Source organism: Saccharopolyspora rhizosphaerae (assembly GCF_003931915.1).
Taxonomy (GTDB): domain Bacteria; phylum Actinomycetota; class Actinomycetes; order Mycobacteriales; family Pseudonocardiaceae; genus Saccharopolyspora; species Saccharopolyspora rhizosphaerae.
Map to the genome: position 1 here is coordinate 25752 of NZ_RSAA01000009.1, position 24682 is coordinate 50433.

At 71.5% G+C, this 24682-nt stretch carries 16 protein-coding genes and 1 tRNA gene; 10 read left to right on the top strand and 7 right to left on the bottom strand.

Annotated features, from left to right (window positions below; genetic code table 11):
• Together topA and EIL87_RS10520 are read left to right on the top strand one after the other, a co-directional pair.
• Nucleotides 1–2781, top strand: a complete 2781-nt coding sequence (gene topA, locus EIL87_RS10515) for a type I DNA topoisomerase (RefSeq protein ID WP_125090049.1) — start codon at nt 1–3, stop codon at nt 2779–2781.
• A gap of 64 nt (nt 2782–2845) precedes the next feature.
• Entirely contained in the window at nt 2846–4069 is a 1224-nt protein-coding gene (locus tag EIL87_RS10520) for a DNA polymerase III subunit delta' (protein WP_125090050.1), read from the top strand.
• Between the two features lie 640 nt (nt 4070–4709).
• Here the strand turns inward: EIL87_RS10520 and EIL87_RS10525 are convergent.
• Nucleotides 4710–6077, bottom strand: coding sequence for a hypothetical protein (locus EIL87_RS10525; RefSeq protein WP_125090051.1), 1368 nt, complete (start codon nt 6075–6077; stop codon nt 4710–4712).
• Between the two features lie 156 nt (nt 6078–6233).
• Between EIL87_RS10525 and EIL87_RS10530 the strand changes: the two genes are divergently transcribed.
• Nucleotides 6234–6310, top strand: a tRNA-Thr gene (locus tag EIL87_RS10530).
• Nucleotides 6311–6503: 193 nt separating this feature from the next.
• Here EIL87_RS10530 and EIL87_RS10535 read toward each other — a convergent pair.
• Complete coding sequence (locus EIL87_RS10535; protein WP_125090052.1) at nt 6504–6929, bottom strand: PPOX class F420-dependent oxidoreductase; 426 nt, start codon at nt 6927–6929, stop codon at nt 6504–6506.
• A gap of 142 nt (nt 6930–7071) precedes the next feature.
• Here EIL87_RS10535 and EIL87_RS10540 point away from each other — a divergent pair, with 142 nt between their 5' ends.
• Genes EIL87_RS10540 through EIL87_RS10550 form a run of 3 tightly spaced genes read left to right on the top strand, consistent with a single transcriptional unit; the run spans nt 7072 to nt 9863 of the window.
• Nucleotides 7072–8043, top strand: coding sequence for a threo-3-hydroxy-L-aspartate ammonia-lyase (locus EIL87_RS10540; RefSeq protein WP_125090053.1), 972 nt, complete (start codon nt 7072–7074; stop codon nt 8041–8043).
• Nucleotides 8044–8058: 15 nt separating this feature from the next.
• Entirely contained in the window at nt 8059–8685 is a 627-nt protein-coding gene (locus EIL87_RS10545) for a TetR/AcrR family transcriptional regulator (RefSeq protein ID WP_125090054.1), read from the top strand.
• Nucleotides 8686–8702: 17 nt separating this feature from the next.
• Nucleotides 8703–9863 carry an NAD(P)/FAD-dependent oxidoreductase gene (locus EIL87_RS10550; protein WP_199740355.1) on the top strand — a complete coding sequence of 387 codons (1161 nt, stop codon included), beginning with the start codon at nt 8703–8705 and terminating at the stop codon, nt 9861–9863.
• 9 nt (nt 9864–9872) lie between these two features.
• Here the strand turns inward: EIL87_RS10550 and EIL87_RS10555 are convergent, their stop codons facing one another.
• From EIL87_RS10555 to EIL87_RS10565, 3 genes are all read right to left on the bottom strand, one after another.
• Nucleotides 9873–10949, bottom strand: a complete 1077-nt coding sequence (locus EIL87_RS10555) for a DUF2637 domain-containing protein (protein ID WP_125090056.1) — start codon at nt 10947–10949, stop codon at nt 9873–9875.
• A 180-nt stretch (nt 10950–11129) separates the two neighbouring features.
• Nucleotides 11130–12422 carry a DUF1266 domain-containing protein gene (locus EIL87_RS10560; RefSeq protein WP_125090057.1) on the bottom strand — a complete coding sequence of 431 codons (1293 nt, stop codon included), beginning with the start codon at nt 12420–12422 and terminating at the stop codon, nt 11130–11132.
• 78 nt (nt 12423–12500) lie between these two features.
• A complete protein-coding gene (locus tag EIL87_RS10565; protein ID WP_125090058.1) occupies nt 12501–13655 on the bottom strand; it encodes a trans-sulfuration enzyme family protein in 1155 nt (384 codons plus the stop codon).
• Between the two features lie 714 nt (nt 13656–14369).
• Between EIL87_RS10565 and EIL87_RS27415 the strand changes: the two genes are divergently transcribed.
• From EIL87_RS27415 to EIL87_RS10580, 3 genes are all read left to right on the top strand, one after another.
• On the top strand, nt 14370–14702 hold the full coding sequence (locus EIL87_RS27415) for a M23 family metallopeptidase (protein ID WP_407690533.1): 333 nt from the start codon (nt 14370–14372) through the stop codon (nt 14700–14702).
• Nucleotides 14703–15037: 335 nt separating this feature from the next.
• On the top strand, nt 15038–15850 hold the full coding sequence (locus EIL87_RS10575) for an SLATT domain-containing protein (RefSeq protein ID WP_125090060.1): 813 nt from the start codon (nt 15038–15040) through the stop codon (nt 15848–15850).
• Between the two features lie 164 nt (nt 15851–16014).
• Nucleotides 16015–17037, top strand: coding sequence for a hypothetical protein (locus EIL87_RS10580; protein WP_125090061.1), 1023 nt, complete (start codon nt 16015–16017; stop codon nt 17035–17037).
• A gap of 186 nt (nt 17038–17223) precedes the next feature.
• Here the strand turns inward: EIL87_RS10580 and EIL87_RS10585 are convergent, their stop codons facing one another.
• Both EIL87_RS10585 and EIL87_RS10590 read right to left on the bottom strand, forming a co-directional pair.
• Nucleotides 17224–19758 (bottom strand): PEP/pyruvate-binding domain-containing protein, encoded by a 2535-nt coding sequence (locus EIL87_RS10585; RefSeq protein ID WP_233576167.1) that lies wholly within the window; start codon nt 19756–19758, stop codon nt 17224–17226.
• A 549-nt stretch (nt 19759–20307) separates the two neighbouring features.
• The gene (locus EIL87_RS10590; RefSeq protein ID WP_125090062.1) at nt 20308–20796 is read right to left on the bottom strand and encodes an inorganic diphosphatase; all 489 of its coding nucleotides are present in this window, start codon (nt 20794–20796) and stop codon (nt 20308–20310) included.
• A 146-nt stretch (nt 20797–20942) separates the two neighbouring features.
• On the opposite strand from EIL87_RS10590, the gene dacB reads away from it, so the two are divergent.
• Nucleotides 20943–24677: a D-alanyl-D-alanine carboxypeptidase/D-alanyl-D-alanine endopeptidase gene (gene dacB / locus EIL87_RS10595; protein ID WP_125090063.1), complete on the top strand. Its 3735-nt coding sequence runs from the start codon at nt 20943–20945 to the stop codon at nt 24675–24677.
• Nucleotides 24678–24682: the final 5 nt, after the last annotated feature.

A 24682-nucleotide genomic window follows, 5' to 3' on the forward strand; every position in this document is an offset into this window, starting at 1 on the left:
TTGGTGATCGTCGAGTCACCGGCGAAGGCCAAGAAGATCGCCTCCTACCTCGGCTCTGACTTCATCGTGGAGTCCTCGCGCGGGCACATCCGCGATCTACCGCGCAACGCCAAGGACGTTCCGGAGAAGTACAAGGGCCAGGCGTGGGCGCGGCTGGGCGTTGACGTCGAGAACAACTTCGAGCCGCTGTACCTGGTGAGCCCGGACAAGAAGTCGACGGTCACCGAGCTCAAGGACGCCCTCAAGCAGGTCGACGAGCTCTACCTCGCGACGGACGGTGACCGCGAGGGCGAGGCCATCGCCTGGCACCTGCTGGAGACCCTCAAGCCCAAGGTGCCCGTGCGCCGGATGGTCTTCCACGAGATCACCGAGTCGGCCATCCAGGCCGCGGCCGCCAACCCGCGCGACCTCGACCAGGACCTCGTCGACGCGCAGGAGACCCGCCGCATCCTCGACCGGCTGTACGGCTACGAGGTCAGCCCGGTGCTGTGGAAGAAGGTCATGCCGAAGCTCTCGGCGGGCCGCGTGCAGTCCGTGGCGACCCGCGTCGTCGTCGAGCGGGAGCGGGAGCGCATCCGCTTCGTCTCCGCCGAGTACTGGGACATCGCCGCGACCATGGACGCCGGGGAGGACGCCTCGCCGCGCCGGTTCGGGGCCCGCCTGGTCTCGGTCGACGGGGCCAAGCTCGCCACCGGCCGCGACTTCGGTCCGGACGGCAGGCTGAAGAACTCCGACACCCGGGTGCTCACCGAGGCCGAGGCCCGGCAGCTCGCCGAGGCGCTGACCGACGCCCAGTTGCGTGTCTCCAGCGCCGAGGAGAAGCCCTACACGCGGAAGCCCTACGCGCCGTTCATGACCTCCACGCTGCAGCAGGAGGCCGGCCGCAAGCTGCGCTTCTCGGCGGACCGCACGATGCGCACCGCGCAGCGGCTGTACGAGAACGGCTACATCACCTACATGCGAACCGACTCCACGACGCTGTCCGAGACGGCGATCGCGGCGTCGCGCAACCAGGCACGCGACCTCTACGGCGAGCAGTACCTCTCGCCCCAGCCGCGGCAGTACAACCGCAAGGTCAAGAACGCGCAGGAGGCGCACGAGGCGATCCGCCCGGCGGGCGAGAGCTTCCGCACCCCCGGCGAGGTCGCCAACGAGCTGTCGAACGACATCGACGGCTGGAAGCTCTACGAGCTGATCTGGCAGCGCACCATCGCCTCCCAGATGGCCGACGCGAAGGGCACCACGCTGTCGGTGCGCATCAGCGGCACCGCCTCCAGCGGCGAGGAGTGCACCTTCGCCGCGTCGGGCCGCACCATCACCTTCCCGGGCTTCCTCAAGGCCTACGTCGAGGCCGTGGACTCCGAGGCCGGCGGCGTTGCCGACGACGCCGAGTCGCGGCTGCCGCAGCTCGCGCAGGACCAGCCGGTCACGGCGCCGGAGCTGGACCCCGACGGCCACACAACCAACCCGCCGCCGCGCTACACCGAGGCCAGCCTGGTCAAGACGCTCGAAGAGCTGGGCATCGGCCGCCCGTCGACCTACGCGTCGATCATCAGCACCGTGCAGGAGCGCGGCTACGTGTGGAAGAAGGGCTCCGCCCTCGTCCCGTCGTGGATCGCCTTCGCCGTGGTCGGGCTGATGGAGCAGCACTTCGGCAGGCTGGTGGACTACGACTTCACCGCCGCGCTGGAGGACGAGCTGGACGGCATCGCGGAGGGGCGCGAGGAGCGCACCCGCTGGCTGTCGGGCTTCTACTTCGGCGGCGAGGTCGGGCCGGGCGACTCGATCGGCCGGGCCGGTGGCCTCAAGAAGCTGGTCGGCTCGTCGGTCGAGGAGATCGACCCGCGCGCGATCAACTCGATCCCCATGTTCGACGACGACGCCGGGCGCACCGTCTACGTCCGGGTCGGCCGCTACGGGCCCTACCTGGAGCGCACGCTCGAGGACGAGACGGCGCAGCGGGCCAACCTGCCCGACGACCTGCCGCCGGACGAGCTCACGGTGGAGATCGCCGAGAAGCTGTTCGCCACCCCGATGGAGGGGCGCAGCCTGGGCACGGACCCGGACACCGGGCACGAGGTCGTCGCCAAGGAGGGTCGCTTCGGCCCGTACGTGACCGAGGTGCTGCCCGAGGGCGACAAGTCCAAGCCGCGCACCGGCAGCCTCCTCAAGTCGATGTCGCTGGACACGGTGACGCTCGAGGACGCGCTCAAACTGCTGTCGCTGCCGCGCGTGGTGGGCGTCGACCCCGAGTCCGGAGACGAGATCACGGCGCAGAACGGCCGCTACGGCCCGTACCTGAAGAAGGGCACGGATTCGCGGTCGCTGGAGACCGAGGAGCAGATCTTCACGATCACGGTCGACGAGGCGCTCAAGATCTACGCGCAGCCCAAGCAGCGGGGCCGTCGGGCCGCCGCCGCTCCGCTGCGCGAGCTCGGCGAAGCTCCGGACACCGGCAAGCCGCTGGTGATCAAGGACGGGCGCTTCGGGCCGTACGTCACCGACGGCGAGACCAACGCGTCGCTGCGCAAGGGCGACACGGTGGAGGAGTTGTCGATGGACCGCGCGGTGGAGCTGCTGGCGGAGCGGCGGGCCAAGGCCCCCGCGAAGAAGAAGGCACCCGCCAAGAAGTCCTCGAGCTCGAAGTCGACCTCCAAGTCGGCCTCCGGGAGCACGTCGAAGTCGACGGCGTCGAAGAGCACCGCGAAGAAGTCGACCGGCACGAAGACGGCGGCCAAGAAGACCACGTCGTCGTCGAAGTCGACCACCTCGAAGCCCTGACGGCCACGTCGGTGCGGCATCGTAGAGTCGTGACCCGATAGCTCGGCACGAGGGAGTTGACGCGATGCCCACCGGCGCTCCGGAGGTACCCGCGACCGGGGTGTGGGCGGAGGTCGTCGGCCAGCCGGACGCGGTCGCCACGTTGCACGCGGCGGCCACCGCGGCCCGCAAGCAGGTCGACGGGGAACCGGTGCCGCCCGGCGCGATGACCCACGCGTGGCTGTTCACCGGCCCGCCCGGTTCCGGCCGCTCGATCGCGGCGCGCGCCTTCGCGGCCGCTCTCGAGTGCGAGGACCCGGACGTCCTCGGCTGCGGGCAGTGCACCGCCTGCCGCACCGTGCTGCACGGCACGCACGCGGACGTGAAGCTCGTGGTGCCGGAGGGCCTGTCGATCTCGGTGGCGGAGATGCGCTCGCTGGTGCAGGCCGCCGCGCGTCGGCCGAGCACCGGCCGGTGGCGCGTGGTGCTCATCGAGGACTCCGACCGGCTCACCGAAGGCGCGGCGAACGCGCTGCTCAAGGCGGTCGAAGAGCCGCCGCCGCGCACGGTCTTCCTGCTGTGCGCGCCGTCGGACCACCCCGAGGACGTGACGGTCACGATCCGCTCCCGGTGCCGCGTCGTGCAGCTGCGCACGCCGCTGACCGACGCGATCGCCGAGGTGCTGCGCGAGCGCGACGGCATCGAGCCGCAGCTCGCGGAGTGGGCGGCGGAGGTGTGCGGCGGGCACATCGGCCGCGCACGGAGGTTGGCGATCGACGAGCAGGCCCGCGAGCGCCGCGAGTCGGTCCTCCGGATCCCGCTCGGCCTGCAGCGCTTCGGTGACCTGTTCACCGCGGCGTCCGGCCTGGTCAAGCTCGCCGAGACCGAGGCGGTCACCGCCAACGAGGACCGCAACGAGGCCGAGCGCGAAGAGCTCAAGACGGCGATGGGCGCCGGTGGGACCGGCAAGGGCACGGCAGCGGCGACCCGGGGCGCCAACGCCGCGCTGAAGGAGCTGGAAAAGCGCCAGAAGTCCCGCAACACGCGGTCGCAGCGCGACGCCCTGGACCTGGCGCTGGTCGACCTCGCCGGCTTCTACCGCGACGTGCTGGTCCTCCGGGCCGGATCGCGGTCCGCCCTCAACCACCCGGACTTCGCCCGGTCCTCGCAGAAGGCGGCCGCGGAGTGGACGTCGGAGTCGACCCTCCGCCGCCTGGAAGCGGTCCTCGAGTGCCGCACGGCCCTGTCCCAGAACGTCAAACCGCTCATCGCGGTCGAGTCGATGCTCGCCACCCTCTTCACGGGCTGAGCGGTCGCAGCTGAGGCCCTGACGACCTCGCTCGTGCCTGGTCGCGGGTCACAGCTCGTACCCCCGGCTCGGGCGCCCGGCCCGAATCCCCGAGGCGTAGAGCTCGCTCGACTCGGCGACGCCGATGCCGGCTCGCATGCTCGCCGCTCCGGTTGCCGACGAACCGCACGCGGTCGCGGAAGGAGTCACCGGGAGCGATGACCACTTCGCGCCAACGGTCGTACTCGGGTCCGAACGGTTCCGAGGGCTGGTCGCCGCGACCGGCGAAACGGATCTCCAGCTCGGACACGGGCACAGGTTGGTCCGCGTCGTTGGTGATGGTGATCTCCACGTCCCAAGTCCGGGGACCACACGTCGGAGGCCGGACGTGGGTCCGCCATCGTGATCTCGTAGCCCCCGTCCAGCGAGGTGCTCTCGCGAACGCCACTTCCTCCCCCGGTCGTCCTCGAGACCGCCTAAGGCTCCGACGACGGCAGCTCCCGCCAGGACCGACGCGATGGCGGGTGTGGACCGACGGAGGCGGAAGGCGACCAGCGCGCGACATGGCCGCAGGTTCCAGCTGATCACGCCACCGGTCGGCACTCGAGGCAGGAACCCTTCCGACGAGCCTGGCCTGGGCCGTCGGCGGGTCGGGGTCCGGTCAGTGCTTGGTGCCTCGGCGGGGGACGGCGGCGACGAGGACCGAACCGAGCAGCAGCAGCGCCGCGCCGGTCCAGAAGATCGGGACCGCGAAGTAGCTGCCGCTGGTCAAGGCCAGCGGTGGGGTGCGTCCCTGCTGGTGGGCGACGGGGGTGACGTCCGAGCCGTCGCCGACCGCACCGGCGGCAGGTGGTGCGCAGTCGACCCCGCCGGCGGGTGCCACGGCCCGCGCGACCTGCTCGCCGAACGAGATCTGCGCCAGCGACGCGGGCAGCCCGAGCTTGGTGCCGTCGAGCAGCTTCAGGTCGAAGAGCCGTGCCGTGCCCTTGACCTCCTCGCCCTGCGACTGGTCCTCGAGCTCGCCGACGCTGATCCGCAGCACGCCCAGGTCCAGGAGCTGCTGGTTGAGGCCGGGGATCGGCGGGATCGGCAGGTCCTGGACCGGGTTCGCGACGTCGAGCACTGCGATCTCCTTGCCGGCCTGGCTGATCCGCAGCACCGGAGCGGTGTAGTCCACGCGGGAGGTCGCGGGGTCGCCGGTCGCCGTGGCCACCAGCTTCGGACGGCCGACGACCTCGATCGAGATCTCCTGCGGTGTGCCGCTGAGCAGCTTCACCTGCGAGATCTGCAGCTCCGACGTCGAGACCACGGCTGTGCGTGCCTGCCCGGGGACATCCGCGAGCCGGACGTGGGAGTGCGCTTCGGCGACCGACGGCACGTCCACCAGGGCACCGCCGAGCCCGGGGAGCTGGACGACCGAGCCCTGGCCCATCGCGTAGCGCGCGTCGGACAGGGGAGCCACCCCGCACGGACCGGTCTGCTCGTTCCACCTCGCGTGCACGCTGCCGTTGAGGCCGCTCAGCTTGACCAGCTGGTCGGCGGGAGAGGCCGGGGGCGCGAGGGAGGTCGAGGTCGGTTCCTCGTGGTCGGCGAGCGCGGTCTGCGCGAGCCCCACGCCGGGGAGCTGCGGCATGTGGCCGGTGATCGCGACGCCGGCCGGCGAAGCCTCGGCGATGGAGCGCTCGTGCGCGAAGAGGGACTCGGAGTTCACCTGCGCCACGGCCCGGCCCATGCCTGCTTCCAGCACGGACTGCTTGGGCAGCTGGTCCTCGAAGCCGGGGTCGTTGAAGAACGAGTCGCCGGGCACCGTCGCGGGCAGCACCCGCAGGACGCCGAGCATGGTCCCCGCGTCGCCGATGACCGGGCGTGGGCTGTCCTGCGCGACCCACCCGGGCGGCTGGTCGGGATCGACGGGATGCGGCGTCGGCGTCGTGGGGTACGAACCTTGGGCCACCGCCACGGGCGTCGACATCCCGGCGATCACCAGGGCCGTCGCGGTGCAGGCGCAGAGCCGGTGGAACGCGCGCATCCCATCCTCCGTGATTGGCGTCACTGCCTCAGCAGCTGTACCAACGATCAGATCGGTGGTGGGTGACGTTCGGAGCGCCGTCTCGCCAACGTTGTCATCGATCACCGGACCCCCGGCGAGTGCGCGGAGGCCGCCCGCTACACTTGTCCACGCGCTGCCGCCTTAGCTCAGTCGGCCAGAGCGACGCACTCGTAATGCGTAGGTCGCGGGTTCGATTCCCGCAGGCGGCTCCACGTGACCGGCCACTTTCCGATCTCGGAAGGTGGCCGGTTTCGTTTCGTCCCAGTTCCCGTCTCAGCCGCCCTGTTCAGGCCGGTACGCGACTCCTGCCGGTCCGTCGCCGTCTTCCCCAGGGCGCGCCCAGCCGCGCCGGTGTCCGGCGTTCGTCCTGTCCCACCGGCTTGTTCCGGACCTAGCGGGGTAGCGTCATCCGACGGGTGCGTGTTCGGTGCGCCGGGTGGGGATCGACTTGGCAGTCTCGGCGTCGGTGATCGGAGTCCCCGACAGGTTCCAGCTCCACGACGTGGTGGGGCTGATCTGCAGGTACGGGCCGAAGCCGAGAACGGCTCCTTCCCGCCGGGTGATCTCCGCCGTGCCGTGGACGCGGAGGAAGCGGGGTGTCCACGGCTGGAGGGCGGCCAGGTCGTCGATGACCAGGGCGACCTTCTCCTGGCCGTTCCGGACGTTCCGGTACTTGCGGGTGCGGGTCAGGGTGATCCCGCCGACGTAGAGGTGGTGGCCGTCGAACTCGAACTCGACCGGGGCGACGTCGGGCTGCCCGTCCGGGGAGACCGTCGCGATGCGGGCCAGCGGCTGGGAGTGGATGTAGGCGATCTCGTCCTCGGTGAACATGGGGCCAGCTTCCGACTTCGACTGAAGTCGAAGTCAAGCCGAACTCGGGAACCTCCGGTGATCGCGGGCCGTTCCTGCCCAGCCGGTCGTGGTGCAGAATCATCCGGGGTCAGGGCTCGCGGTGACGTTCGGGGAGGTCGGGATGGTCGTGGGGTTCGAGGACGTCGTGAAGGCCGCGGAGCGGTTGGACGGCGTCGCCCACCGGACGCCGGTCCTGCGGTCCCGGCTGGTCGACGAGCTCGTGGGCGCCGAGGTCGTCTTCAAGGCCGAGAACTTCCAGCGCATGGGGGCTTTCAAGTTCCGGGGAGCCTTCAACGCCGTGTCCGAGCTGTCCGAGCAGCAGCGGCGGCGCGGGGTGGTGACCTACTCGTCGGGGAACCACGCGCAGGCCATCGCACTGGCCTGCCGGTTGTCGGGCGTGCCCGCGACGATCGTGATGCCGCACGACGCTCCGGCCGCGAAGGTGTCCGCTACCAGCGGATACGGCGGGACGATCGTGCGCTACGACCGGTACGCCGAGGACCGCGAGGAGATCGGTCGGAAGCTGGCCGACGAGCAGGGGCTGACGCTCATCCCGCCTTACGACCACCCGGACGTGATCGCTGGGCAGGGGACCGCCGCCAAGGAGCTCTTCGAGGAGGTCGGGGAGCTCGACGCGTTGTTCGTGCCGCTCGGCGGAGGCGGCCTGCTGTCCGGGACGGCCTTGTCCACCCGGGCGCTGTCGCCCGACTGCCTGCTGCTCGGGGTCGAGCCCGAGGCCGGCGATGACGGCCTGCGGTCGTTGCGCAGCGGGGAGATCGTGCACATCGACGCGCCCCGGACCATCGCGGACGGGGCGCAGACGCAGCACCTCGGCGTGCACACCTTCGAGATCATCCGGCGGGCCGTCGACGACGTCCGCACCGCCGGCGACGACCAGCTCGTCGAGGCCATGCGGTTGTTCGCGACCTACCTCAAGATCGTCGTCGAGCCCACCGGCTGCCTCGGGTTCGCCGCCGCCCGGAACGCGGCCGCCGAGATCGCGGGCAAGCGGGTCGGGGTGATCATCAGCGGCGGCAACGTCGACCTGGAGCGGTACGCAGCCCTGCTGGCTGGCCAAGAATCAGTCACGTGACTTAGGCTTGCCCCCATGAACGCCGCGACCTCCCGGGCCAACGCCACCAAGGAGCGCATCCTCGACGTCGCCGAACGGCTCTTCGCCGAGCAGGGCGTCTTCGCCGTCTCCAACAGGCAGATCAGCGAAGCCGCCGGTCAGGGCAACAACGCGGCCGTGGGGTACCACTTCGGGACGAAGGCCGACCTGCTGCGCGCCATCGTGAGCAGGCATTCCGAGCCGATCGAGGTGCGCCGGCAGCAGCTGGTCGCCGAGTGCGACGACTCCCGCGAGGTCCGCGACTGGCTCGCCTGCCTGGTGCTCCCGTCGGTCGAGCACCACGCGTCGCTGCGCGGCTCGACGCTCGCGCGCTTCACCGCGCAGCTGATGAGCGACCCGTCGCTGCGCGAACTCGTCGTCGCCGAGGCCCTGACCGGGCCGACGCTGATGCGGATCATGGACGGCCTCAACGACTGCCTCCCCGAACTCCCGCTGCGCGCCAAGATCGTCCGCAACGACATGACCCGGCACGTGCTGGTGCACATGATGGCCGAGCAGGAACGCGCCCTCGCGGAAGGAACAGCCCGTCTGACCTGGGAGGAGACCGCCCAGAACGTGATCGACGCGCTCACCGGCCTGTGGCTGGCACCGGTCGCGGAGTGAGCCGGGAGGACGAGGGCGTGGGCGCAGTGCTGGTCGTGGGTGCCTCGGCGGCCGGGGTGACCACGGCGGACGCGCTGCGGCGCAAGGGCTTCGACGGCGCGGTGACGTTGCTCGGCGCCGAGCAGCACCTGCCCTACGACCGGCCGCCGCTGTCCAAGCAGGTGCTGGCGGGGCAGTGGGAACCCGAGCGAACCCGTCTCCGCAGCCCGGAAGCGCTGGCGGAGCTGGACGTGGAGCTGCTGCTCGGTGATCCGGCGGTCGCGCTGGACGCTGCCGCGCGCACCGTGCGGACCGCGTCCGGCCGGGAACTGCGGGCGGACGCGATCGTGGTGACCACCGGTGTGCAGCCGCGCCGACTCCCCGGCCAAGAGCCGCTCGCCGGGGTCCACGTGCTGCGCACCCTGGACGACGGCACCGCCCTGCGCGCGGACCTGCTGTCGGCGGAGCGGCTGGTGGTGGTCGGGGAGGGCGTCCTCGGCAGCGAGATCGCGGCGACCGCGCGGGGCATGGGTCTCGACGTGACGCTGACCGGTCCGCTCGACGCCCCGATGGCAGCCCAGCTCGGCTCGGCGGCGGCTGCCGCCTTGGGGCGGCTGCACGTCGACGAGGGTGTGCGACTGCGGCTGGGGGTCGCAGTCGACGGTCTCGTCGCGGAGGCGGGCGAGGTCAGCGGGGTGCGGCTGGCCACCGGGGAGGTGCTCCCCGCCGACGTCGTCGTGGTGGCGATCGGCGCCGACCCGGTGACCGGCTGGTTGGAGGGCAGCGGGCTGGAGGTCGAGCGCGGCCTGGTCTGCGACTCCCGCTGCCGCGCCGCCGAGGGGGTCTACGCGGCCGGTGACGTGGCGCGTTGGCAGCACCCCGACTTCGGCGCCTTGCGCCTGGAGAACCGGACGAACGCCGGTGAGCAGGCGATGACCGTCGCCGACAACGTCCTCGGCGCGGACCGCGCCCACCGTCCGGTCCCGTACTTCTGGACCGACCAGTTCGACGCGAAGATCCACGTGCACGGCGTGCTCTCGCCCGACGACGAGGTGACCGTCGTGGAGGGGGACCGGGCTTCGCGGCGGTTCGTGGAGCTGCACCACCGCGACGACCGGCCGGTCGGCGTGCTCGGGTGGAACATGCCCAAGCAGACCCGGCAGCACCGGAAGGCGCTGGTGCAGGCCCTCACGGCCTGATCGGCCGGGTCAGTTGGCCGGCACGAGGTCCCGTTCCTCCTCGTCCTGCTCCATCTCGACGCGGACCGCGGCGATCTGGCGGCGGCCCCAGCGCTCGGAGAAGCCGTAGCGGTGGCCGAGCTGAGCGCCGGTGATCGGTTCGCCGACCTCCAGCGAGAGCCGGTAGTCGCGGCGGGCGAAGGTCCGCTTGTCCTCGTCGCTGAGCGGGTCCGCGGGGACCGGTGGCAGCGTGAGGGTCTGCTCGGACGAGCTCGGGTGGTTCTCCCCCTCGGGCTCCACCGCCTCCGACCGGGTGTCGTCGACGGGCTCCTCCGGCGCGGTGGCCGGCTCCTCGGGTTCGCGAGCGACCGGTTCCGGCGCGGGCTCCTCCCCCTCCTGGCGCGGGAGCTCCTGCGTGGGCCGGGGTGGCTGGGGTGCGCCGTTGGTGGTCTCCGCGCGAGCCGGTTCCGGTGCGGGTGCAGGAGCCGCCGCGGCCGCGGCGACCGGTGCGGGCACCGGTGCCGGTTCCGGTGCGGGCGCGACCCGCACCTCGTCCTGCTTGCCCAGGCCGGCGATCTCCGAGACCGGGATGTCGGTGACCTGGCGGCGGAACGCGCCTGCCGTGCCGTCGCGGTCGACGAGCCAGCGCAGGACGAGCAACCCCGGGCGCAGCCGCAGGCGGCGCTTGCCGTGCCGCTCCTCGAAGTCCGCGCGCAGCTCGGCGAGCACGACGTCGAAGACCGCGACGGCCGCGACCGGCAGGCCCGCGGCGACGAGGCGTGCTTCCGGGGTGAGCTGGTGGATCCAGTTGATCCACGAGGAGATCGCCGTGAAGATCCACATCAGCAGCCGCCCGCGGACGGCGCTCCGCCCGTAGATCGACGCGCGGTAGGTGATCAGCGTGGCGCCGAAGGCGGCACCGTCGAAGGTCGCCGGGATCAGCCACGCGGTCCAGTAGCTGAAGCCGACCATCTGCTCCTGGCCGTAGGCGTGGAGTCCGACGAAGCTGGCGCCCCAACCCATGAGCGCGGCGAGGGCGACGAACCCCAGGGCGGCTCGGGACAGCCAGAGCCCGTGGCCGGATCTCGTGCTCGGTTGCTCGCTCAACGTCGATCCAATGCAGCCGGGTCATCGCGGGACCCGCCGATCTTAGACAAAACCACCCGATCAGGTGACCCTCCGAGCGCGGGGAACCTGCATCGATCTTGTCGACTTCTCGCCAGATCGGTGAAACCCCCAGATCAGGGCGCTCCTGCTCGACCCGGCAGAGCCGGAGTGATCCGCCGCTCACTCCGGCAGGTGGAACGGCACCGCCCGCCAGGGGCTGTCGCCCTCGGCGAGCAGCGCGCGGTGGGCCTCCAGGACGTCGGTGTAGGTGGGGCCGAAAGCCTCGTCGTCGAAGTGCAGGCAGCGGCCCAGGACGTAGCCGACGGAGAACTCCGCCCACGACCCGTACCGCGACCGGGTCTCGCGGCTGACCAGGTCCAGCGCCTCGTACATCTCCGCCTGCGTCGCGTAGCGGGCACCCCGGCCCCAGCGGGCCATCGTCGACGCCCGCCCCAGGTCCCAGGCGGCGACCGTGCGCACGTACCCGTCCGGCGGCAGCAGCTCGTCGGCGCGGAACCGGGCCTCGTACCGGACGATCGTGCCGACCAGCCCGCACAAGAAGTCCGCGTAGGAGTCCACCTCCGGACTCCCGCCGCGCTCGGCTGACGCGCCCGGCACGTTCGCCGCGATGTTGTTGCGGATCGTGGTGTCCACGCACTCCCGCCACCGCTGCGGACCCACCAGCGGGCCCTCGGTGCTGAGCAGGAAGTTCCGCGCGCCCAGCACGAAGTCCCAGTCCGAGGTGCTGACGTCGCAGTTGAGCAACCGGTTCTGCAGGGTGATCCAGTCCTGGCGCGCCTCCACGCCCCAGCCCTCGGCGAGCCGCTCCACCTCACCGCTGTAGCCCAACCCGTGCCAGTCGAGGTTGTTCCACGCGTCGCCGTTGAGGTAGCAGAGGTGGGCGCCGCAGGCCAGGCCGTGCAGCAGCTCCGTCGGCTCGCAACCCGTGCTGTGCCGGGTGACGACCCGGTGGCCGCCGAGGCCTGGTGCGTCGCGGCGTTCGTGAGCTTCCTTCCAGCGCTCCCGGTCGTGGTCGGTGACCTCCAGGTACAGCTCGCACGGGGTGTTCGCGTTGACCGCAAGGACCTCCACCTCCGCGGGGACGATCTCCGCCAGCGTCCGGATCGAGGCGAACTCGTAGACCAGGTACGGGTGCGGGCGCGGCAGCATGTCCTGGGTGTAGACGAAGGTCGCGGTCCGGCCGTCACCCAGCCTCGAGGTCACCACCTGCCGCTTCGCCGGGTCGCGGTGCGCGTGCACCAGTGCCACCGGGTGGTACGCGCCGACGGTGGCGAGCACGCGCAGGTAGGACCCGGTGTCCCCGTCGGCGAGCGCGGCGCAGAGCTCTCGTTCGACGGCGGTCGGCGGGACGAACGGTTGATCACTGGGAACGATCGGGACGACCTCGTCGTGGTCGTCGACCTCACCCACGGTGTAGTACGGGCCGAAAGCCCCGCCGAGCGGAGGAGTCACGCGGCCGAACTTACCGACGCGGTCCGCAGCCGGACGCCTTCTGCGACAACTCGCCAACACCCCAGTTCAGCAAGGCCTTCAGAGCGTCCCGAGGGCCTGTTCGAAGTCCGCGACGAGGTCCTCCGGGCTCTCCACGCCCACGCTGATGCGGACCAGGTCGTCGGTGACACCGAGGGCCAGCCGGTCCTGCGGGCTCATGCCCGCGTGGGAGGTGGCTGCGGGGCGGGTGATCAGCGATTCCACCCCGCCGAGGCTGGGCGCGTCGAACGGCAGCCGCACCGCGTCGATGAGCTTCTGCGCGGCGGAGACCCCGCCCGCCGGCCGGATGCTGAGCATCCCGCCGAACCCGTCGAAGAGCTCCGAGGCCCGCTGGTGGTCGGGGTGCGAGGCGAGGCCGGGGTGGTTGACCTCGGCGACCTCCGGCCGGTCCGCGAGGAACTCGGCCAGCCGCAGGGCGTTCTCGTTCTGCGCGCGGACCCGCAGCGCCAGCGTCTTCAGGCCGCGGGCCAGCAGGAACCCGGCGTGCGGGTCGAGCGTGCCGCCGAAGTGGTTGGAGGTGGTCCGGGCCCGCTCGACGTGCTCGGCGTCGCCGACGACGGCGCCGGCGACGATGTCGGAGTGCCCGTTGAGGTACTTCGTCGCGCTGTGCAGCACCAGGTCGAAACCCGCGGTCACCGGGCGGAAGTTCACGGGCGTCGCGAAGGTGTTGTCGATCAGGCTGACCAGCCCGTTCGCCCGCGCGAACGCCGCGACCTCCGGCAGCCTGCCGACCCGGACCAGCGGGTTGGTGATGCTCTCGACCAGCACTGCCTTCGTCTTCGCGGTGAGCGCGGCCTCCCAGGTCTCCGGGCGGTGCGGGTCGATGAAGGTGAAGGTCCAGCCGAAGTCGGCGGCGTGCTGGGTGAGGAAGTCGTGCGTGCCGCCGTAGAGGCAGTCGCCCACCAGCAGGTGATCCCCACTGCGCAGGACGCTGTGCAGCGCGGTGGTGATGGCGGCCATCCCGGAGGCGGTGGCCAGCCCGGCTTCGGCGCCCTCCAGCGCGGCGAGCTTGTCGTGCAGGTAGGACTGCGAGGGCGTGGAGTTCAGCCGGATGTAGCGCAGGTCGTGGTAGTCGGTTCCGGACGGCACCGAGTACACCGTGCCCTGGTAGATCGGGTACACCACGGAGCCTTCGGGCCCCGGGCGGCGCTCGCCGCCGTGCACCGCTCGCGTCTCGATCCGGTCCTCGTCCATCTGGCCCCTCCTGGTGCTCAACCTGATCGTCAGCCTACGAACGCGTCGACGCGCCGTGAAGGCCGCCGGTTTAGGCCTGATCGGGTGACTCTCGGTCGGGTGGTACGGGGTTCGGGGCCTCGGATCGGAAATTCCTTCACCCCCGTGCACCGTCCGTGTCCCGTCCCCGGACCGAGCAGGACCGCTGTCGGGCGGTTCACCGCGATTCGTGACAGGGGCGGACACTGCGTGTTCGTGCCGATTCTTGTGGCGGAATTCGGCATTGCTCAGCCGGTCCCGGTGAACACAAGTTGAAATGCGTTGACGCGCATTCGGAAATGCGCTTGCCGACGTGCTCGGCTCCAATCTTTCTCGGGCTGCCCCGACGCCGGATCAAAAGTGGCCCGGCGTATGCCACCGGAATTCACCGAGCCGCGGATCACGAAGAGCCCGCGGTGCCAGGAGTGAAGCACAATGGCATTGCGTAAAAGACCCGTCACCGATGATGTCCTCAGCGTCCTGCTCGCAGCCGGTCTCTGCGCCGGCGGAACCACCACCGCGATGATCGCTGTGCAGGATGCCCACCCCGAGCGGAATATCCCAGCGGCGCAACAGGTCACGCACTTCACCGCACTACCCCAGATCGAATCCGGACGACCAGCTCCCCGGCCCGCACCCTGGCTCGCGCCGACGCGCGGCGTGATCACCAGTGGCTTCGGGATGCGGGGTGGCGAGATGCACAAGGGCGTCGACATCGCCAACGACATCGGCACACCCATCCGCGCGGCTTCCGCGGGCACGGTCATCAATTCCGGACCGGCCAGCGGCTACGGGCTGTGGGTCCGGGTCGCGCACCCCGACGACACGGTTTCCACCTACGGGCACATCGATTCGTCGCAAGTGCAGGAGGGCCAGGAGGTCCAAGCCGGTGATCTCATCGCCACCATGGGCAACCGCGGCCAGTCCACCGGACCGCACCTGCACTTCCAGATCGAGGTCGGGGGTGAACCGGTCGACCCCGTCTCCTTCTACGGAGAGGAGCGGTTGTTGACCGATTGGCCGGAGTAGGGACGATTCGCGGATCGAGCCGATCCGCACCTCTCGCGGAAGTTCCAGCGCACCCGGCGTGCCGCCGGACCCCGTTCAGCCCACCCGGTTGACCGGGGTTCCGGTGGCGCTGCCACAGTGTCCTGACCCGGAACCGCGCAGCACTTCCCGGCATCGCGCCACTCACTGTTATCACTGCCGGGTATTGCGAGTTCTGCGGCGCTCTCGTCCAGCGGTGATCACTCGGCGCAGTCGGCAATGGTTCGAAAAGACCAGTCGAGAGTCACCCTCCTGGCCGATTGTCGTGGAACTCCGGGAGACACTTCGATCGCACTAACGCGCTGGAAGGACGAGTGATGGAGCGAGTGGATACGGCCGGGATCATCGGCGGTGGGGTGCTCGCCGAGGATCGCCAGCAGGGGGACTGGGAGCGTCGGATCGCCCAGCGCTCTGAAGAGCTCTACCGGGCGCGCATCGTGCAGCGGCTGCTGCTCGTGTGGGCCGTGCCCGGGAACCTGCTGCTGACGGCGGTGGGGGTGACGCTGCTGGCGTTATCTCCCTCGGTGGTGCCCGCAGCGGTGACTTTCGTGGTCACCGCGGTCTCCGCGGGCGTGGCAGCCGTGTACGTGTACCGGCAGCACTTTAAGGTTCGCGCGGTGGACACCGACCTGCGCGCACTCGAAGTTGCGCACCGCGAACACCTGCTGGACGAACTGGGCACCGGCGACCTGCTGGACGCGCACAAGCGCTACCGGGCGCAGCTGCCGGAGCTGATCGAGCGCTACCGCCACGAGGCCCGCAGCGACCGCTGGAAGGAGAGCGCGCTGCAGACCGTCGTGATCGGCGGCTCGATCATCGCCGCGACCGCGACGGCGGCCGCTGCTTCGGTCGCGGAAGTCCGGTGGTTCGCCATCGGGCTGGGTCTGCTGGTGGCGATCTCCGCCGCCTACGCGGGTTACGCCAAGCACCGCGACCGGAGCGCCTCTTGGCAGGAGACCGCCGACGCGCTGGAGCGCGAGTACGAATCGGTGGAACTGCGGGTGGGTCGCTACCGGCGGTTCGACTCGGAGCGGGAGGCGTACGCCGAGTTCGCCGAAGCGGTCGAGGCGCTGCGCGCCGAGCGGGCCCGACGGTTGCCGTCGGCAGTCAACGACGGGCTCAAGCAGTAATCAAGATCGGTGGGCCATCCCTCGTTCGTGAGGAACGGGCTGGGCTAGTCGATCACCCGTTGTTGATATTCGTGGCTGATGTGATCGCTGAACAGTGGTGAGTGTTTCTTCCGTAATCTCCGCCGCACGCACAGGACTCGGCCTGTGCAGAGAGGAGCATTGCGATGAAGCGCACCTTCACAGCGGCGGCCGCCGTACTGGCCGGTGGTGCCGGCGCCGTCGGATTCGCGACCACGGCCACAGCTGCCGAGTCCCCGCAGCTGCCGGCATCGCTGCCCACCGACAACGGCGTGGCCAACACCGTGTTCCACGCGGCCGGAACCGTCGCCTCGGCGCAGAAGACCGTGGGTGACGTGGTCCCGCTCGAGCAGCAGCTCACGGGCCGGTCCGGCGACCCGGTCAGCCAGGTGGTCAGCGGCACCCCGGTCGCCGGTGTGGCCCAGCCGGTCGTCGACGCGGTGCAGAACGCCAGCACCGGTCACACGCACAGCCTCGACCCGGCCTCCGCGCTGGACGAGGCCCCGCTCCCGGTCGGCTCCACGCTTCCGGCGGAGAAGAGCGGTCTGCCGGGCCTGGACGCCCTCGGCCCGGTGGCCGACGTGGCCAGCGGTCTTCCGGTGCTCGGCTCGCTCCCGGCGGGCAAGAGCGGTCTGCCGGGCCTGGACGCCCTCGGCCCGGTGGCCGACGTGGCCAGCGGTCTTCCGGTGCTCGGCTCGCTCCCGGCGGGCAAGAGCGGTCTGCCGGGTCTCGACGCCCTCGGCCCGGTGGCCGACGTGGCCAGCGGTCTTCCGGTGCTCGGCTCGCTCCCGGCGGGCAAGAGCGGTCTGCCGGGTCTCGACGCCCTCGGCCCCGTGACCGACGTGACCGGTGGTCTGCCGGTCGCCGACTCGCTGCCCGTCGGCAAGACCGGTGCGACCGACGCCCTGCCCACCACCCTCACCGGCACCCTGGACCAGGCCACCCAGAGCGCCCCGCAGACCAAGCCCGCGCAGCCCGTGCAGCAGCTGCCCACCAACGTCGTCGGTGACACCGTGAGCAACGTGCTCGAGGGCAACACCGAGCTCGGCGGTGCTCCGCTGCCCACCGGCAAGAGCGACCCGGTCGGCGGCCTGACCGGCGGACTGCCCGTCGTCAGCGACGTCGTGTCACACGGCCCGCTCGGCAGCACCACCCAGCTCGGCAGCTGATCCCCCACGTCGGCTCACCCGTTGACGCGTCGGCGTTCCCCTTCCCCGCCGGACGAACCGGGTGATGAGCCCCCAGTACAACGACGTCACACCTCGCCACGCCCCTCCCGGCGAGGATGTGTCCCCGAGGGCGGTGCGCGTTTCCCGTCGCGCACCGCCCTCTTCACGTGCCACCGTCCTCTGTGGTCAGAGATCGACGGTGCCGGTGGCGCCGTGCACCGTGATGGTCTGCCCGTCGGTGATCCGGGCGGTGGCGTCCGGAACGCCGACCACTGCGGGGATTCCGCACTCGCGCGCGACCGTCGCGCCGTGGGAGTTGGGTCCGCCCATCTCCATGACGAGGCCCGCGGCGGAGAGGAACAGCGGTGTCCACCCCGGATCCGTGGACGGGGCGACGAGGACCTCGCCGACGTCCAGGTGTGCTCCTGCAGGATCGCGGATCACCCGTGCCACGCCGGTGACGGTGCCCGCCGAGGCCGACGTCCCGCGCAACGACTTCTCCGAAACCGCCTGCGTCATCGTGGTTTCCGGCTCGGTGCCGTCGGAGAGCAGCAGTCTCGGCAGGTGCTTCCGGCGGAGTTCGCGCTCGTGGGTGGCGCGCCGCTCGGCGATCAGATCGCGCTGGTCGGCACCATCGACGGTCTTCGAGAGTTCCTCGTAGTCCAGGAAGAACACGTCATCGGGATCGAGAACCGCTCGCTGTGCGTGGAGTTCCTCGCCGATCGCGCGAAGGTGCTCGCGAGCGCTGGCGATGCCGAGGATCGCGCAGTACTTCGGCAGTTCCCGCATCCCCGCCAGGCCGCGCACGCGGTCGAGCAGGAACTCCGCGACCCTGGCGTGCAGCCGGTTGGGCAGCCGGGACACGATCTCGCTGACCACCACCTCGGCTTCGTCGGCGCTCCGCCGGTACCGCTGCGCGGCGTCGTGCCCGGCGCCGCCGGTGCGCGCGTAGCTCTGCACCGCCGCCAGCACCGGGGCGGGATCCTCCGACCAGCGCGGCACGCCCACGTCGATCTCGGTGGCCGTGCGGTGGCCGTGGCGTGCCAGGAAGTCGTCCAGTCCGAAGAGGACCTCGGCGGGCAGCGCACGGTCCCGGTAGCGGGTGGCGAGGTCGCCGACGTCGGGCCCGGTGTGCTGCGCGAGCGCCCAGAGCTCGAGGTCCATCTCGGTGGTGATGTTGTGCGGGATCCCGGAGAGCGCCGCGTGGATCTCCGACTCGCTCGCGCGCACCAATGTCGGCAGGAGTCGGCCGAGCAGCAGGATCGGCATCATCCGCGGCGCCACCCACGCCATGCGCGGTGCGGTCACCCGCAGCAGCGCGTCCCGGGCGGCGTCGAGCCGTTCCCGCGCGGTCCTCGGTTCCGGTGCAGCGAGGTCGGCGCGGAGCTGGTCGACCCGGCGGAACGCCTCCTCCCGGGCGCGGGCGGGATCGCGCAGCACCGCGGCCAGCGCCAGGGGGAGGCGGTTGCGCGCCAGGAATCGCGCGAGCGCTCCCAGCACGCGCCACGGCACGCCCCGGTCCGGTGCGAAGCGTGGGTCCTCCAGCAGGGATTCGTAGACGCGCCCGGAGCGCGCCTCGGCCGCCGCCAGCATCCGGGGCAGCACGGCTCGACCGATCCGGTTCCGGGTGGTGCCGGTGATGTCCAGGAACAGCCACCCGTCGACCGTCCGGAGTGGACGGGGCCGCCCGCCTGGAGCGCGGAGCCCGAGCTCGCGCAGCACGCCGGTGGCCAGCAGGCCGGTGGTCGCGGCGCCCATCGGTGTCAGCGGCCGGTAGACGCCCTGGGCGACGTTGACCGAGAAGTACAGCCGCAGCCCCTCCTCGACCTGGGTGGGCAGCGGGAAGAGCGTGGTGATCGGTCGCGACTGGGTCAGCCAGACCCCGTCGGCGCCGATCGCCCACTCGACGTCCTGCGGGGCGCCGTAGTGCTCGGCGACCGCACGCCCGAGCTCAGCGAGCTCGCGGGCCTGCTCCTCGCTGACCGACGCGACCTCGGAGTCCTGGCCGACGGTCCGCACACCACCACCCTCGGCGGGCCGGACGGAGGTCGGCTTGTCACCGAGGCGCGTGGTCACCCGGCTCCCGGACACCACGAAGTGGTCCGGGGTGACCGAGCCGGAGACGACCGACTCGCCGAGCCCGGTGTTGGCGTCGATGACGCACTCCGACCGGTCCCCGGTGACCGGGTTGGCGGTGAACAGCACCCCGGCGGCGTGGGCGTCGACCATCCGCTGCACCACGACCGCCAGCCGCACTGAGGCGTGCTCGACTCCGTTCGCCGCGCGGTAGGACACCGCTCGGTCGGACCACGACGAGGCCCAGCAGCGGCGGACCGCCGACAGCAGCTCCTCGGTCCCGACGACGTTGAGGAAGGTGTCCTGCTGGCCGGCGAAGCTCGCGTGCGGCAGGTCCTCGGCCGTCGCCGACGACCGCACCGCCACCGGACCTGAGCCGAGCTCGGCGTGGGCGCCGGTGATCGCGCTGACCAGCTCCGCGGGGAGGGGCGTGCCGCAGATCCGCTCGCGGATGTGGCCGGCCGAGCCGGGGAGGTCGTCGAGCAGGTCGTCGACCTGGCAGACCTCGCCGTAGACCTCGGTGGTGATCACGAAGCCGGGTGGGACGCGGAACCCGGCCTCGATCAGTTCGCCGAGGTTGGCCGCCTTCCCGCCGACCACCTCGGCCATCCCCGCGTGGACCTCGTCGAGCCGCAGCACCGGCACGGCGACCACCTCCTCGTGCGTGGACCGACCGTAACCCCGCCGCGCTCCGGAAATCAACGGTCGTTGAATTTACGGCCATCAGGGTGATCTCCGCCGAGAGGTCGTCATGGAACGGAACGGGGGGCATCCCTTCCCACGGAGGAAGGAGTGACATGACCTGGTGGGTGCTGGCCGCGGCGGCGGGGATCGCGGCCCTGGGAGTGGCGCGACGGGTCCGGCGGATCGTGGTGCGCCAGCGCGCGGTGGCGCGCGCGAAGGTCGAGATGGGGTGGTTCTACCAACCACCGAGACGGCGGCCGTACGTGCGCGGCTGTGGAAGGCACGCGTCCGCGGAGCCCGTGGTGGTACTGCGGAGGGTCGACGGCTCGCCCTTGGGGACAGTCCCGCGACCAGGGAAGATGCGGTACCGGTGAGCGTCCGTCCCCAGGTTTGTCCCCAGTTCTCCACAGGGGTGGACGAAGTTGTCCACAACTGTGGAGAACTCGTCAGGCACGAAAAGACCCCCCACGCATCCGCGAGGAGGGTCTTCCGGTGGTGCGGGCAGCGACCTCAGTGCCCCGCTTCCTTGGCGCGCTCGTACGACTTCTTGATCTCGTCCTCGGCCTCGGCACGGCCGACCCACGTGGCGCCCTCCACGCTCTTGCCCGGCTCCAGGTCCTTGTACACCTCGAAGAAGTGCTGGATCTCCAGCTTGTAGAACTCGGAGAGGTGGTGGACGTCCCGCAGGTGCTCCTGGCGCGGGTCGTCCGAAGGGACGCAGATCAGCTTGTCGTCGCCGCCCTTCTCATCGCGCATGCGGAACATGCCGATGGCGCGCGACTTGATCAGGCAGCCCGGGAATGTCGGCTCCTGGACCAGCACCAGCGCGTCCAACGGGTCGCCGTCCTCACCCAGGGTGTCGTCGACGAACCCGTAGTCGGCCGGGTACTGCGTGGCGGTGAACAACGTCCGGTCGAGACGGATACGACCCGTCTCGTGGTCCACCTCGTACTTGTTCCGGTTCCCCTTGGGGATCTCGATCGTGACGTCGAAGTCCACGCGGTTCCTCACTCGTCTTGCGTCGGATGCAGAAGCACGCTCGCGCGCGCGACCACGTCTAGTGTGGACCACGCTCGGTCTCCAGGCCCCACCGCAGTGCGATGGCTCGCAATCTGGCAGTCTGATCTCCAGTCGAGGAGGAGCACGTGCCCGAACCCCAGAACACCCGGGGTGAGGTGTCTGAGAGCGACGTCCGGGCGAGCTCGCCGGACCAGGACGACAGGCCGCGCACCGCTGCGCCGTCCCCGGTGGGAGCTGCTGAGACGTCGGAGAACACCCCGCCCGCGAACGACCCGGCGGAGCACATGGTGAGCAGCGGAGGCGAGGACGCCGCCGGAACCGGAGAAGCCGCACCTGGATCGGGCCAGGCCGGTTCGAGCACCCCGGGGTCTGGGACCAAGACCACATCCGCGGACGCCCCGACCGCCACGGTCCGCGTCGCGGGAAGCCTGTTCGACGACACCGAGGGTGGCGCCCCCTCGGCCGACGGGTCTGCCGGAGGCGGCGGGGCGACGGGCCCGAGCGAGGCCTCCGGTGCCGCCGAGTCCACCTGCTCCGAGGGTGCGGGCACGAGCAAAGGCGAGACCAGCTCCGACGGGGCGACCGGCTCTGACCCGGACTCGGGCTCTGGTGGTTCCTCCAGCTCGGGCAGGTCCACCGGCTCGGTGAAGCTCTCGGAGACCGCGTTCGCGGACGCGGTCTCGACGACCCAGAAGCTCACCGGTCCCGAGGCGGACGACTCCGCCGAGTTCGCGACGAAGGCGGAACCGGGGACGGCCGCCGACTCAGCCGACGCCGCTGATCAGAAGGGCTCTGCTCCGGGACCCTCCGGGCAGGAGCCCACCGACGACCAGTCCGGGACCTCGTCGACGTCCACGGACGAGCCGCAGGCTGACCAGCAGGAGACGACCACCGAGGCCGGAGCCCCTCCGGAGCCGCCTGCCGACGACCAGTCCGCCACGGGCAAGTCCGGTGACGAGCCTTCCGCTGATGACGGGTCCAGTGGCGAGGCGTCCGCTGGGGAGGAGTCGGCCAGCGACGAGGCGGACCGCGAGGGCTCTGCCGGTGACCAGACCGCTGGTGAGGAGCCCGGGAGCGGGGAGCCCTCCGGTGAAGGGTCCGCGGACGACCAGCCGGTCGGAGCCGAGTCCGACGAAGCGACGTCCGCCGAGGCAGAGGCCGCTGACGCCGGAACTCCTGAACGGGACGAGGGCACCCCGGCAGCTCAGGGCGACACGACCGAAGCCGACGACTCCCGCGACGGACGGCCGGAGGACGAGACCTCTCGAGCCGACTCCCAGGCGCGGGACGCCGAACACGAGTCCGAGGACCCCGCGGCGAGCGGAGCGGGAGCGGGAGGTCCGTCTGGAACGTCCGCCCCCTCCGCCGAGGCGGAAGCGGAATCCGCTGGTGAGGAGGACGCGGACGCCACCGGTGAGTCCGCGTCAGGTGCCGGGGTTCTCACCGGTCACTCGGGTGACGCCGAGGCCGGGTCCGCGGGTGAGCGCGAAGCCGCCGAGGCTCCGGCGGAACCTGCTCGTGACGAGGACGAGGCCGTCGACGTCGACGCCGCTGCGGGTGGCGACGTCTCCACTGAGACGTCCGACCGCCCGGCTGAAGCAGCAGCGGAACCCGCCGGTGACGAGGACGTGGCCGCTGAGGAAGCGCCCACGGCGGGTGGGGAGGTTCCCACGGGAACTTCCCCCGAGACCGATCCCCGCCCCGAGACGGGGTCGGAGGCAGACGCCGAGACCGACGCTGGTGCCGCTCCCGACACCCACACCCGCGCTGGTGCCGCGACCGGGTCCGGCGCTGACGAGGAGGGCACCGACCCCGGTGCCGCCACCGGCACCGGGGCTGCCACGGCGACCGGGACCAGCACGGCCACCGAGTCCGGCACCCGCACCAAGAGCGGCGCCGATCTCGACGGTGTCGATGTCGATGACGACGCGACGCCGGCTTCGGGAACCGTCGCGGGGCCGGAGTGGCCAGGTGAGCAGACGCAGATGCTCACCCCGGTGGTCGTCGACGAGCTGGACGACGAGGAGCCGGAGGAACGGCCCACGGAGACGACCCAGCAGATCTCCCGGGCCGCGCTCGACGACGCCCTGGCGGAGCGGGGGCGGGAGGCGGAGCCGCCGGAGTCCGCTGCCGAGCAGACGACCCGCATCGACCTCAAGGACCTGCGCACCTCGGCTCCGGCGGAGACCTCGGCGGAGCGGACGCAGTGGATCGACCGGATCGACGTCGACGAGCCGCGGACGGCCTCGGCCGACGACTTCGCCGGCTTGGGCACGCCGCAGGCCGACCAGAGCGCAGGCCTCGCGCCCCCTCCGCCGCTCCCGCAGCCGCCGCAACGGCAGCAACCGCAGCAGGCCTACGCGAGCCCGGACGACTTCACCGGGCTCGCCGCGCCCCACCAGCCCGCGGACACGTCCGACCGGCACGCCTCGCGGGCGGTGCCGCAGCAGATCCCGATGCAGCGGCAGCCCGTCGCGGCGGCGAGGGACCGCAAGGGCCGCGGCCCGCTGATCGGCATCGCGATCGGCCTGGTCGTGCTGCTGGGCGTGTCGGTCGCGTTCGGGCCGTCGCTGGTCGACGCGCTGAGCAAGGCGCAGATCGCCGACCCGCCCGCGCCCGTCCGGCTCGACCCGAAGATCAAGCCGCTCGGGCGGAACGCACCGAGGCCCGCGCAGTCCGGCATCAGCTCGGCGCTCGCGGGGCCCGCGAGCAACCCGGCGCTGGGCACGCTCGGTGGAGTCGTCATGGACGCCCGCACCGGTGACGTGCTGTGGCAGCAGAACCCGAGCCAGCCGCTGACTCCTGCCTCGACGGGCAAGCTGATGGCGATGAGCGCTGCGCTGCTCACGCTCGACCACAACGCGCGGCTGACCACCAAGGTCGTGCGCGGCAGCCAGCCGGGCACCGTGGTGCTGGTCGGTGGCGGCGACCCGACGCTGTCATCGCTGTCCGGCGACCAGGAATCGGTGTACGAGGGTGCGCCGAAGCTGGACGACCTGGTCGCGCAGGTCAAGGCCGCGTCCGGCGGCAACGTCAACACCGTGCTGGTCGACACCAGCCGCTACCGGGGCCCGACGGCCGCGTCGGGCTGGCTGCCGCAGGACGTGGCGGCGGGCTTCTACGCGCCGGTGGAGCCGGTGATGCTCGACGGCGGCCGGGTCGACCCCACGAAGGACTACAGCCCGCGCACCTCCACCCCCGCGCTGCAGGCGGGGCAGGAGCTCGCCACGAGGCTGGGCGCGGCGACCGCGGCACCCGGCGACGCCCCGGCGAACGCGCAGGTGCTGGGGCAGGTGCGCTCGGCGACGGTGTCCGAGCTGGTGGAGAACGTCCTGCTGCACTCCGACAACGTGCTGGCCGAGGCGCTGACCCGCGAGGTCGCCATCGCCACCGGCAAGGAACCGTCGTTCTCCGGAGGCACCGAGGCGGTCCGCGAGGTGCTGCAGCGCAACGGGATCGACGTCACCGGCACGACGATGGCCGATGGCAGCGGGCTGTCGCTGGACGACCGGATCACGCCGAAGCTGCTCGGGCAGCTGCTGCACAAGGCGACCGCGCCCGCCGGGCCGGACGGAGTGCTGCCGCAGGCCTCCGCGAAGCTGCGCGACCTGCTACCGGGCCTCCCCGTCGCGGGCGGCAGCGGCAGCCTCGCCGACCGGTACCAGAGCAGCCCGGGCAAGGGCTGGGTGCGGGCCAAGACCGGCACGCTCGACGGAGCCAACAGCCTCGCCGGCAGCGTCCTCACCCAGGACGGCAGGCTGCTCGTCTTCGCGATGATGTCCAACGGCACCAGCTCCTCGGTCGCGCGACCGGCGCTGGATGAGCTCGCCGGCACCCTCCGCGGCTGCGGCTGCCGCTGACCAGC